At 48.5% G+C, this 12,408-nt stretch carries 9 protein-coding genes; all 9 read right to left on the minus strand.

Annotation, left to right across the window (positions count from 1 at the left end):
- Positions 1-29: 29 nt before the first annotated feature.
- Positions 30-1,379 (minus strand): caspase family protein, encoded by a 1,350-nt coding sequence (locus tag KDM89_RS15785; protein WP_212688879.1) that lies wholly within the window; start codon positions 1,377-1,379, stop codon positions 30-32.
- Positions 1,380-1,440: 61 nt separating this feature from the next.
- On the minus strand, positions 1,441-3,036 hold the full coding sequence (locus tag KDM89_RS15790; protein WP_212688880.1) for a SulP family inorganic anion transporter: 1,596 nt from the start codon (positions 3,034-3,036) through the stop codon (positions 1,441-1,443).
- Positions 3,033-3,449, minus strand: a complete 417-nt coding sequence (locus KDM89_RS15795) for a hypothetical protein (protein WP_212688881.1) — start codon at positions 3,447-3,449, stop codon at positions 3,033-3,035. Before KDM89_RS15795 ends, KDM89_RS15790 begins: the two co-directional genes overlap by 4 nt.
- Before the next feature lie 280 nt (positions 3,450-3,729).
- Positions 3,730-6,951: an AAA family ATPase gene (locus tag KDM89_RS15800; RefSeq protein ID WP_212688882.1), complete on the minus strand. Its 3,222-nt coding sequence runs from the start codon at positions 6,949-6,951 to the stop codon at positions 3,730-3,732.
- Positions 6,952-7,610: 659 nt separating this feature from the next.
- Positions 7,611-8,975: an AAA family ATPase gene (locus tag KDM89_RS15805; RefSeq protein ID WP_212688883.1), complete on the minus strand. Its 1,365-nt coding sequence runs from the start codon at positions 8,973-8,975 to the stop codon at positions 7,611-7,613.
- 308 nt (positions 8,976-9,283) lie between these two features.
- Positions 9,284-9,715: a hypothetical protein gene (locus KDM89_RS15810; protein ID WP_212688884.1), complete on the minus strand. Its 432-nt coding sequence runs from the start codon at positions 9,713-9,715 to the stop codon at positions 9,284-9,286.
- Positions 9,715-10,140, minus strand: coding sequence for a hypothetical protein (locus KDM89_RS15815; protein ID WP_212688885.1), 426 nt, complete (start codon positions 10,138-10,140; stop codon positions 9,715-9,717). The genes KDM89_RS15810 and KDM89_RS15815 overlap by 1 nt, the downstream gene beginning before the upstream one ends.
- Positions 10,141-10,278: 138 nt before the next feature.
- Complete coding sequence (locus tag KDM89_RS15820) at positions 10,279-11,463, minus strand: methanobactin export MATE transporter MbnM (RefSeq protein ID WP_230427909.1); 1,185 nt, start codon at positions 11,461-11,463, stop codon at positions 10,279-10,281.
- Complete coding sequence (locus KDM89_RS15825) at positions 11,463-12,401, minus strand: MbnP family copper-binding protein (RefSeq protein WP_212688886.1); 939 nt, start codon at positions 12,399-12,401, stop codon at positions 11,463-11,465. Before KDM89_RS15825 ends, KDM89_RS15820 begins: the two co-directional genes overlap by 1 nt.
- Positions 12,402-12,408 lie beyond the last annotated feature (7 nt).

Consider the following 12,408-nt stretch of genomic DNA (forward strand, 5'->3'; position numbering starts at 1 on the left):
TATCAAGATCGTTATGGACCGGAAAACGACTATTTAGGTGATTGCGGTTTACTCCACCGGTCCATGTAATTTTTTATCGTGCTGCTGTTATTCCTTAACTCTTTCGCCAGTTCCTCTGGACTGTAATTGCCGCGACGGACATTTAAATCCAGTAAATCAAGACGTGCACGTCCATATCCGGTACTGGCAGCTTCCTTGAGTAAGCTTTCGGCACGCTGATAATCTCTTGGAACCCCTTTGGGTGCTTCAATCAATAGTTCAGCCAGCAGGGTTTGCGCTACCGGAAAATGTTTGGCTGCCGCCTGCGAAAGATATTTCACTGCCAGTGCCGGGTTGTAGGGAACGACACCATTCCCACTTTTGACTGGTTTGGATTCCAGTCCATATCCGGTATGCATGGTTCTCACGCTGACTTGTTCGGGCGTCGCATAGACCAGTCCCAGCGTCGTTAGTGCCAGTACATCACCCGTTTTCGCTCTTTTTTCCAGAATGACTTTGCTATTGACATCAAAATTCATCGCGCTGTACTGAATAGACTCATCCAGTCGTGCCAGATTTTCATCCCAGTACTTTTGCAAGGCAGCGGGTTCAGATTTTGTTTCGGTGCCGCGCTGTACTCCCACCAGCGGCGTGTTCTTATCTGTTTTTGATAACTTGGCTAAGGGTTTTGCGGTGGAAAGCTGAACATCATTGACCAAACCACTGCTGACCCAGGGAATTTGCGTATCACCGGTAGCCTTACTGACATCGGCTTGTGTCGCCATGATCGCTTGCATCAGGCTAAGATCCTGTTTCAGGATATTGCGGTTAAACGCCAGCGAAAATTCGCTGTTTTTGCCGGAGCCATCGCCTGCCTGCGTCCCCGGTGCGGTTGAATAGAATATCAGTGTCCCGTGCGGTGGCGTCGCAGGATCAACCATACCCTGAGTCGGTGCACCGCGCATCAGCGGATTACGGCAGGCATCAATGACCAGAACGGATACCTGTGCATTGCTCTGTGCCAGCACGCTTTCAATCCAGCGCAACGAAACGCCATCCCGCTTGAGATCCAGAGATTTCAGTGTGGATAAGCGTTGATCAATTGGAATAAGGTAGTTAATGTTATCGACGGCAATACCGTGGCCTGCGTAGAACAGCAGAGCGATATCCGCATCTTTTGCAGCCAGCGAAAAAGTCTGTAAGTCACTTTTCAGTTGTGCAGCGGTACGATCCGTTGCCAGTGTTGTGGCAAAGCCAAGCTGCTTCAGGCTATTGACGGTCAGGGTCGCATCGGAAACGGGATTCTTCAGCTTTTCATTGCTGGCGTAGGCTGCGTTGCCGATGACAAGAGCAACTTTCTTTGGCGCTGGCGCATTGGCAAAAGTGAGGGACGTACTCAAACTATATACAGCCAGTGCGCACAGTGACTTTTTCAGTATATTCCGACGGTCTGCCATGTTTTTACTCCGTGCAGTGAGGTTTTAAGCTTTCAGGACAAAGCACTTCCAGAATTTCAGAAACTTCTTTTCCCGTGTTCTTTCCAATCACAATATGGGCTTTACCAGCTTGGGCACGGGTAATGTCACGTATGGCGCATGCCGCTGTAAAGTCAATTGCCTGAGTCATCGACAAATCAATACTGCGATGCTCACCAGCTTTCCAGCGCCGCATATGAGACCCAATGTTCAAAAAGTGAAGTCTGCCGCTAAAAACACCGTTGTTTGAAGTTTTCTGCTTTGGTGCGAGGAGCAAACCGGTTAGCGAGGCAATGATTGCCGCCAGAAAGGCAACGGTGACGGCTAATTTTGACCATGGGCCGATCGCCATCAATACTGCAATACTTACCGCAAGTAAGAAAATCCAAAGTCCGTTCACCAGTGCCTTACGTGCTTTCGATGCACCAAGTGCTGTACGCCATAACAGTACAGATTTTTCATCCAGCATTTCGATCGAGACGACCACTAAGGTCCCGGCGATAACTGCTTTTGGTAAATAATCGAGTAACGGCCATTGCAGTCCGATCAGGCAGAAAATCAGCAATAGCAGAAAAGCAGAATGCGAAATAGCGGGTATTTTGCTGTCTGCCGGTTTGAGCTCAGAGATTGTTCTGCTTCGGGATAATGAAATTGAGATGGGCAACAAACCGAGTGTCCCAAATACAGTATTGCCCCATGCATTGGCTAGCAACTCGTTCCGCACCATCGCATCGGGTTGACCTTCATCGCTCGCAAGCGAAGAAGCCGCAGAAAGCGTATCGATCAGACACAGCAACGCAAGAATCGCGCTGCCTGAAAATAATGTCAGGATAACTTGGGGATCCGATAAAAATGCCAGTTCTTTCCAGCGCCAGAACCCCAAAATTGCGTTAGTAATTTCACCGCCGTGTATCTGGCTGACGGTACTACATAAAGCGGGAGTTGGTGCGTAGTTTCGCCAGACAAAGTAGACCAGAGAACCAATCACGATACTGATAAATAAGCGACTCCGGTATAGCATTGTTCCGGGCTGCAGCCCGTATTTGATGCCAAAGGCAATGGTAATCACCGTGGATGCCACCGCCAGTGCTGGCCAGGCAACGCTCTCTGAGCATTGATTCATACCTGAAATTTGTCCGGAAATCGTCGTGGTTGCAACGATAAAAGCCAGTGCAGACAAGGCAGGGATCGACATGAAAGAGCGCAGTCGATCCGTCCAGTTCATGTAGCCAAAAACGAGGAGTATGACTCCTGAGAAAGTGACGCAGAGAGATGCAACGATAAACGCAGACATGGCGCCGCCTAATTTGATGGCTGGTAACGTCAAGGCGTACTCAAGAATCATGGCGTAGCAAACAACAGACAGGAATCGTGGCCCTGTGAGTGGATTTCGACGTGCTGAAAACAAAATGACTAACAGCGTACCGATTGCTGCGGTCATAAGTGCCGTCACTGAACCAGTATTAAAAGCTTTATTCGCTATAGCGCCTTGCCCGAGATATTCACCGACATAAATCAGCGCAGCCAACCCTCCGATCGCGCAATCGGCAACAATTTGTGATTTACCTTCGTTCTTGTTCATTTCTGACGCACCGATGATCCACAGAGCGGGTTAACCCGGACATCCATTGCCAGTGATCCAAATGCTTGACGAGTTTCCGGCAGTGTCAGTCCGGGTATTTCCATTTCAAAGGCACCTCGGCTATTAGGGCCACTAACGATATTGGCGTTAAAGTTCAGCGCCCATTGCTGCACATCTTGCATGCTGGTACTGGCCGAGAAGATGACTTCGTACTGCCCACAAACAGCGCTGGCCGTACCACGGCTACCTTGACTCAGCTGCTGTTTACCTATTGACGCAGACAAGTTGTACATGGCCAGGAGCAATCCAAGCTGAATCATCAGCAGGATCAACACCAGGGTTGCCTTCTGGCTGATCCAGTCAGCGATCAATTCGAATGTTGATAATGATTCTTTGGTTTCGTAGGATGCCATTCAGTAACCTCAGTATTTTTCTGATTGGTCATTAAATCTTTTAAAGCCGATTCACTTTTTTCCATCGGCTTAAACAATGGGACATATGTGATTTTCTATGTCATCTCAGCGCTCTTCCGCTCTGCTTAAAAAATATTCTCTTCGGTAATACCAATGATTTTTTAAATATTTAAAAATATTAAATTATCAATAATATGTAATAAAACAGGAGGAAGCATACGCATTCCTCCTGTTTTTTTAAGACATGCAAATATAAAATATTTGACGTCGCGACCCCGAATTAAGCTATTTGTGTTGCCTGCCGGGCAGACAATGCTTGCATCAAATCTTCTTTGGTAATACGAATCGGATTATTGACCGGATCAATAGCTTCACTGGATTTCATGGCACGTGTTGTTGCGCTGTTAGCTGCCCCATCGACAAGATTACGTAAATCCCGGCCAGAATAAGCTTCAGTTTGTGCGGCAAGATCCAGTACGACTACATCAATATCCGCACTTACTGGTTTATTACGGAGAAGATTTTTAAGAATAGCCTGCCGTGCTTGCAGCTCTGGTAAAGGAATTGCAATTTTTTGAAGAAAGCGTGAAAGGATTGCACTATCTAAAAACTCCGGATGATTTGTCGCACCAAGCACAAATACTTGCCCGGCCTGACTCTTAATACCATCCATTTCCTGCAAAAATTGTCCGACGATCTCTTCTGTTGTCACTTCATTGTCCGAGCCTGTGCGCTGTCCTGCAAGTATCTCCATTTCATCAATAAATAAGATACAAGGGGACATTTTGCGTGCCTTCTCAAACATGTCGCGCACGGCAGCACCAGAATGTCCGATGTATTTCTGACGTAATTCTGCTGTAGTCGGTGCAAAGAAAGACAAGCCTGATTGAGAAGCCAGTACACGGGCTAACTGTGTTTTACCAGTGCCCGGAGGGCCATACAGTAATGCACTGCGCGGAGCGTCAATGCCGGAACTGCGTAATACTTCAGCATTTTTCAGCATCTTACCAAGAGTGACGAACTGATCCTTGACACTGTCAGGCAATACAATATCCTCCCAACTCAAATCAGCTACTTTCACAACTTCTTGCGCCTCGTTCAGTTGACTGGTCATATCGGCTAACTGCAGCACGACGGGATTTGCCTCATTGATTAATTCGCCCGTTGTCAGTGCACGTGTTGTCGCCCGGCTTCCGGCCCCCTTAACCAGCGTGTTCAAGTCCCGTCCTGACTTCCCTTCTGTTAGTAAGGCGATTTGATGAGCTCCGTGTTCCAGATCGAAGTCGATCGGCTTATTCTTAAGGATAATTTTAAGGATTGCTGTTCGGGTTGCGAGGTCTGGCAGCGGCAACTCTAATTTGGGCTCGAGACGTGAAGCCACGGCTGAGTCCAGTAAGGCAGGATGATTGGTTGCTGCAAGAACAAAGACCATACCATTCTGACTCTTAATGCCGTCCATTTCTTGTAGCAACTGACCAATAATTTCAGTCGAAACAGAGTTAGCCTGATCGCCCGAGCGTGACGGCGCAAGAATTTCAATCTCGTCAATAAATAAAATGCAAGGCGACTGAGACCGAGCACGTTCAAACAAGTTCTTAACGGCAAAGCCTGATTCACCAAGATTGCTTTTACGAATTTCAGCTGTCGAGGCTGCGATATAACCTAATCCGGATTCACCTGCCAGTACTTTAGCCAGTTGAGTTTTACCAGTCCCGGGCGGTCCCCACAATAATGCGCCGGAAGGAACATCAATTCCGGATTTTTTCAGCGCCTCATGACTCTTTAACATTTTACCGAGGTTGATAAATTGGTTTTTGATGTTCTCGGGTAAGACAATATCGTCCCAGGTCTGATCAAGTACGTCCGTAGAACTCTTACCTCGTACAAGGCGAATTTCTTTGAGTATTTCCGCCTCGGTAGGGTCATTGCGACCAGTAAGATCTGCGGCTAAAGAGACGACAAGTGTTTCTAAATCACGTCCGGCAAAACCAGTTGTGTCTCTGATGACTTTACTCAGATCATCAGGAACAATTAACTTTGCTTTTTTCATTTCGTTTCGCAATATTTTTTCGCGGCAACGGTTATCCGGCAGCCCAATTTCAATGCGGGTTGTGAAACGGCTCATGACTGCAGAATCAATATTTTCGTGAAGATTCGTGGCACCAATGACGAGGATCTTAGTCTTGCTATCACTTGCAATACCACCCCATTGCACCAGGAATTCTTTCAGCATTTCGGTGTCAAAATTGACGTTGCCTGTGGCATTACTGCTTGAGCGTGACTTAAATACACCTTCACATTCATCAACAAATAAAATAGCTGGTTGGTGTTTTCTCAGTTCTGAGAAAATTGCCTGTACTTTTGGCCCTGTATGACCCTGATACTGTCCTTTCAGATCACTTTCGCTGATTTTCTGGAAAAATAAATTCCCCGTTTTAGCTAATACATTTGCGATACTGGTTTTACCAGTTCCCGGAGGACCATACAGCAAAATGCCTTTTGGGCTGACATCAGATTCGCTGGTAAATAGCTCAATCAGCTTGATTAATTTGTTGCTGGTTTCATCTGGTAAAGCGATTTGCGACCAGGCTTTTGCAAGTTCAAGGTCTTTCTCATACTGAGTTTTACAGATCGCATACGCGTCTTTGACGGATTTAAACTCTATAAATCCGTCCGCCAGCGTATTCATCACTGGGCGGATAGATTCGAGCTTGGCTGCAATTAAACGATTAAATTCCGGATATTTATTTAGTGAAGCATCGCCAGAAACGATTAATTCATGAGCATTATGCTTGTAGCCTAATTTCAGTCGCTGCTGAGTTTTTTCTGAACTTGCTGTAAGCAGAATATGTACAGCACCAGGCCCGTTAAGCATTGTGGGAACGAGATCATTCACGAAAGGGGGGTAGTACCCAACGCTATTGCCATCGGTAGTTGGATACAAAGCGATAGCTTCCGGTGTTGCTTTACCAGTAGTAGCATTTCCTGATATCTGTACTTCAGCCTTAGCTAAGGTCTGGTCTAGATGTGCGAATGAAGCTTTCAGAGATGTACGAGCAGCCAAACGCCGACTTTGCCGGACCAATAAGAAATACGGTGCGATAAAAAATACTATTCCTTTGAAACTGGTCAGGAGATGATAAATGTAGACGGGGAAAAGCCCGAGATTAGTGAAGATCCCAAAAGAATACAAAAAGAGCAAAAAATATGCGTAAGCAGCATATTGCGCACCATTGAATGCGGTATTCAGGCCAGTCAGTTTCAGAGCGCTACCCCAGCGCTCTTCACTGAGTCGCTTTTTAAACATAGCATCTTTACTTAGCTGAATGGCCGGGGCCATGCCTTCTTTCACAGCATTCAGAGCAACCTCAGCATCAGCTTGAATCGCGTTAAGTCTGCTGCGCACCTCTTCAACTTTTTGCGCGGCAACTTCAAGCGAAGCCGCACTTTTCTTTACCCGCTCCCGGATTGGCTGAGGAATTTCATCATCCCAGTCGGTCATATTTTTCTCCAAGTTTCGAAAATTCACACGTTAGTTTTGTGTTTTTGGTTTACATAGATCGGCTAGGATCTGAAATTGGTTCGATTTTTTAAGAAAGAAATGATTGCTTTATTTGCAAAAAAAAAAAATTCCTAGCATAAAAAATTCAACAAACAATCTTTGTGGCAGAGATTAATTGTAAAAATAAGTAATCTTTCTAGCTCTAATTTTAATGTACTGACGGAGCAATGGGGAAAGTAACGACAACAATAGAGTTACTCTTACATGAAAGTGACAGGAAATTTTCCGGATTATAAAATCTGAGTTGCGGTAACAACTAATCGGGAAGCAAACTTAAGTACTTCCAGATATATTGAAGTTTCAGAAAATTACATTATTTACAAGCAACCCTTGGCGCTTTAATCTTTGCAAACAAACTCTGGACCCGCGAGCGCTTGCAGGCCTATTTGTAATAGGTACACGAAGGTACGACGTACAAGAATTTCCATCTGCTTCAGAAAACTCAGAAACCAGTGTTGAGCGGAGATAAGGAAAATACGCGGGCGAAAATAAACTGTCAGCCTTCACACTGACGCTCAGTAAGTCAGGCCGGATGTGCAGTGTCAGGGAGTATCCGCAGCGGCGCGTATCAGGTGATGGCGCCGTGCGGTGCGGGAAGTTCAGGCGACTTGCGGTTGCTGGTCGTGGCGGGCGCTGTCGAGGGCGATGATGGCGTTGCGCAGCAGGCAATCGGCTTTGTGGATATTCGTTTTTCTCACCTTGGCCGAGGCGTTGTGCAGCATCTTATTGCACAGGGTTTGTACCAGCGTATTCAGGCCGGACAGAGCCATCAGTTCTTCCGGTGTGTGCTGGCTTAAAAAGTGCTGTTGCTGCTGTTCTTCGTTGCCGAAGGGCGGCAGGCAGGCAGCGACCGAGTAGAAAGCCGGTTTGGCGGCAATCGTCAGCATACCGTGATAGTGCTCGCCGAATTGCTGGCGCATCATGGTGTCGAGTGACTGCACGCGGTGCTGGATCTTCGGTGATTCCAGACGTTTTTTCCATTGCGCCAGCGTGTTCGACTGCCAGTTCACAATCAGGCGGATTTCGGTCTGGTCCTGCAAGTGCTTGCGCAGTTTTTCCAGCGCAGCTGGCGTCGGCATGATGGCATCATTGACGACATAAAAAACTGCATGCGCTTGTTTCAGCGCTTGCAAATTCTGAACAGCGGCAATCTGTGAAGGCAAACCGGTACCGCCAAGGTCGGTAATGCGGAAGCGGCCCCAGCGGGTGGCGAAATGATAAAACTGCGGCTGCGTGGTTTGCGGTTTACCGCCGTCGCCGATGATGTTGCCATCGCAGATTTTTTTCAGCGCGTCGCGTTTGCGGGTGAATTGCGCCAGCACGATCTCGGTGACCGCAGACTGGTCATGCAACGCCGGTAACTGTTCACGCATTTTGACGATGCGGCGGCGTTCAGTCACACGCTCGTTTTTCCATTGCTTCGCCATGTCCAGCAATTGCTGCTTTTCCGGTGGCGGACGCAGGCGGTAGCGCAGTTTGCTCCAGATCGCGGCATTGTCCAGTTTCTGTGCCAGCTTCTGACGCAAAGCCTGACGCTGCTCCGTCGCGTTCAGTTCCGCCACTTTGGCCTGATGTTCGACCACGCCCAGTTCGGTCTGAAATGTCATCAGTTCCTGCCGTGCAGCGTTACGGGCGCGCAAGGCTTTCTGATAGCCTGCCAGCGTGAGTGTGCTGGCCTGACTGCTTGCCACAAAAGCCTGACGCTCTTCCTGCTTACCGGCTTCCGCCAGACTGATCCGCAAGGCTTCAATGATGCTGGACTTACCACAGCCGATATCGCCGTAAAACGCAATCGTGAATTCCGCCCATTCTGCATTGGTTTTCAGCGCGTTCAGCTCTGCTGTAAACAAATGACGAATCTGCTTTAACAATGCGGGATCGTGTTCGGCACAGGCAGCAAGCCGCTTGTCGAATTCGCTCTGCACCAGCGGGTAAATCTTTGTCAGATTGAAATGACGCCGCATGAATTCGGCGTGGTTGATTCCTGTATCGACACCGGAAGATGCGAATGGAAGTGATGAATCAGGTGGAGTGGATGCGGACACGATAAACAATAACTGGCTGAAATACTAACTGCTTTATTCATTCTAGCATTATTAGCAGCCAAATATATGTGAACTTTCGCTAAGTGGCAGGCAAGTGGATTGTTATTTCAAAAACAAAATGAAAACATTTCCAAAAGACAATGAAAAAAGGCATTTACATCACTGTAAATGCCTTTTGCGTCTTTCACGCAGCGATATGAACGACTGCTTTAATCAATCCGCAAGAGTTAGCATTTCTCGCCCGGAGCTATACTTGGCTCAAAAGAGAGGCCCGTTTTCTTGCTGCTGTCTTCCAGAAAAATCAGTCCCCGACAGCGAAAAGCATCTCTTTCAACAACCGTTACATATGACTTTCCGGGCTCCGGATAAAAACTAGAAAACGCCTTACAGACCTGAGAGCCAAACGCGCCCTGATTACTGTAGTTGAACACAACCGTCAATTTTCTTCCGGCGGGAATATCACTATATCCGGTACTGTCCGGTTTTAACGCCTTTTCGGTTCCATCAACACAGATGGATTTTGGAACAGAATTATAGCCGGTCGTACCCTCCAGATTTAATTTCGCCAGCGGCGTATTTGCAGGATGAACATAAGTAGTCACACAACCGGAAAGCCCAGTAACAAGGCCGGCAATCAGTAATAAATTCGCTATGCGCATTATCGATTCCCCAGATATATAGGACCAAGTTTTGCAATAATTTCGTCGGCATTCAAAGCGCCGGGTTCATTCGTCTCAGAAAACAGGAAGTAGGTCGTCGCAGAAGAACCCATAAATGAGGAATCGACATGAGGAGCTGAACGATACAGACCGCGAATTGCGTCCGGTACGCTGGCATAGATGAGGAGGTAGGTTTTCCCATCCTTCTTTGCCATTTCCGCGCCTCTGAGCAAAATCATTTCGCTGACGGTTTCCGGCTTAGTTAAACCATTCGCCGTTATGTAGACTCTTCTTAGTTTCCCTGGCCCGGCATAATCACGAAATCCTCCCGTTGCAGCAGCGAGACTGCCATCCTGAACCCGATAACCTGTGCTACACGCACAGAGAATCAAAATAAGTGGAGCGACTTTCAGCCAAGATTTCATATATGAATATTTTCAATGAATTTATATAAAACAAATCGATTATATATTGGTAAATAAAAAAAGGCTGCCCGCAGGCAGCCCAAAAACAGAGTATTTGGATTTACAACAAGTATTACGTCTATGCGATAACGTCTCCTTTCATTGGCTGATTGCAGGTTTGGAAAACCGCGGGTTGGTGAGGAAGCCCTGATCTGTCAGGGTTTTGAGAAAAGCGACTAGATCTGCCTTGTCCTGTTCACTTAAGTTAATCTGGTTAACCAGTCCGCTTTTATACGGGTTAACACGGCCATCTCCGGCGTATAAACCACTGCGGATAACGCGGCCACCGGCGGCGTAGAAGTCCAGCACTTCTTCCAGCGTCGCCACTGAGCCATCGTGCATATACGGCGCAGTCACAGCGACATTGCGCAGGCTGGGTGCGCGGAAAGCACCCATGTCTTTGGGATTGGTGGTTGCTTCGAATAAGCCGCGATTCGGGAACGGGAAACCGCCTTTGCCGTCGATGTTATATAAGCCGGTATTGTGGAATGGTGTATCCACCTGACTCAGGCCTACGTAGCGCACCTGATCATTGAAGTTGAAGCTGCCATGACAATGGAAGCACTCGGCTTTTTCGCCCATGAACAGATTCAGACCGCGCAATTCGGATTCGCTGAGCGTAGTTTGCTTGCGCAAATACTGGTCGTAGCGCGAATCTGCAGAAATCAGGCCGCGTTCAAACGTGGCGATGGCGGCAATGATATTGCCGAAGCTGACTGGCGCTGCATCAGACGGAAAGGCTTTGCGGAACAGGCCATACATGGCGGTATCGTTCTGTAAACGGGCGAGCACCGTTGCTTTGTTGCTGTCGTTAATCCCCATTTCCACCGGATGTTCACCGAACATCGGCACTTCCATCTGGCGTTCCAGGTCGATCATGACAGGATTGGCCCAGGTCAGCGTCGCGTGATACACCACGTTGGCCAGCCCCTGCGCATTGCGCGGATGATCTTCACCGGTAGAGCCGAGCGCGGTAATCCGCCCGTCGGTAAAGGCCTTGTCCTGATGATGGCAACTGGCACAGGATTGCGTACCGTTGCCGGACAGACGTGCATCGTAGAACAAAGCACGGCCAAGCTGGAATTTATCCTCAGTATAAGGATTTGAAGCAGGCACCACCGCCAGCGGGAAACCATCCACCGCTGGTAAACCGGTGCTGCCGTGATGATGGCCGTCGCCGGAAGTATTGCCGCCCTCACCACCTGCGCTGCAGGCTGCCAACAGCACAGCCGCAGCACAGACGGCGATCCGCTGCTGCATCAGTAAACGAATCGCGCTGAACATTATTTCGCTCTCGCAATGAAGACAGACTGGATGCCCGCCGTCGCTGGCGCACCGCTGTTCAGATCAATTTTTAAATTCGAAAACACGCCCTGACATTCGGTATCCGTTTTTCCCGACATACAGCCCGGTGCGCCTGCCGTATCGGAAGTCAGATCAACGTTGTTGTACATCGCATTCAGGTCCAGCGTGATTTTCTGGGTATCCGGATTAAAGCTGTTCAGGCGCACCAGCATGCGGTTGGCGTTGGTGCAGGCGTAGGTACCGGTTGTTGCATCGGATGTGCAGCCGGTTGCGCCCAGATGGGTGTACCACGATGCCTGTGTTGAACTGGTAACGGTTGGCGGATTAGTGGTGTTATTGGTGCGTGTTACGGTGACGCCGCCAACCGGATTGACTTCGAGCAGCATGAATTTGCGGCCGGAAGTCCAGCTCCAGGCCATAGACTGCACATTCAGCGGTTTCGGTGCAGTGGCGTAATCCGTGTGATTCAGTGATTCCGGCACGCCGATTTCATACTGAATACCAACATAATTACCGGCCGGTACCGTGCCGGTAATGACCGCATTGGTGGCCTGTGCTTTACCACCGCATGCGGTACTGCTGCCATCGTTGAAATTGATCAGCGCGACTTTATCATACTGCCAGTCGTTACTGGCGAGCGTGACCGGCGTCAGGTTGCCGGCTGCGTCCACCAGATTGATATTGCTGACGTAAAAAGCGGCGTTTTGCAAATCAACCGTACTGGATTTGCTGCCAAGTCCGGTGATCGGTGTGCCGCACTTTGCAGCAACGCCGTTCGCGATCATATCGAAACTGATCGACAGGCTGCGCGGGCCGCTTGGTGCTGCCGGTGTGTTGTCACTGCCACCACCGCCGCATGCGGCCAGTACAGCAGCGGAAATCAGGGATAAGGAAACAACGCGGGATAAAGCTTTCATACAGACT

This window comes from Cognatundibacterium luofuense, from assembly GCF_018139685.1.
Lineage (GTDB): Bacteria > Pseudomonadota > Gammaproteobacteria > Burkholderiales > Burkholderiaceae_D > Undibacterium > Undibacterium luofuense.

Bases quoted from the DNA above. Each gene is read 5' to 3' on its own strand.
- KDM89_RS15790 (WP_212688880.1), bottom strand. From the start codon at position 3,036: ATGAACAAGAACGAAGGTAAATCACAAATTGTTGCCGATTGCGCGATC.
- KDM89_RS15795 (WP_212688881.1), bottom strand. From the start codon at position 3,449: ATGGCATCCTACGAAACCAAAGAATCATTATCAACATTCGAATTGATC.
- KDM89_RS15800 (WP_212688882.1), bottom strand. From the start codon at position 6,951: ATGACCGACTGGGATGATGAAATTCCTCAGCCAATCCGGGAGCGGGTA.
- KDM89_RS15805 (WP_212688883.1), bottom strand. From the start codon at position 8,975: ATGCGGCGTCATTTCAATCTGACAAAGATTTACCCGCTGGTGCAGAGC.
- KDM89_RS15810 (WP_212688884.1), bottom strand. From the start codon at position 9,715: ATGCGCATAGCGAATTTATTACTGATTGCCGGCCTTGTTACTGGGCTT.
- KDM89_RS15815 (WP_212688885.1), bottom strand. From the start codon at position 10,140: ATGAAATCTTGGCTGAAAGTCGCTCCACTTATTTTGATTCTCTGTGCG.
- KDM89_RS15820 (WP_230427909.1), bottom strand. From the start codon at position 11,463: ATGTTCAGCGCGATTCGTTTACTGATGCAGCAGCGGATCGCCGTCTGT.
- KDM89_RS15825 (WP_212688886.1), bottom strand. From the start codon at position 12,401: ATGAAAGCTTTATCCCGCGTTGTTTCCTTATCCCTGATTTCCGCTGCT.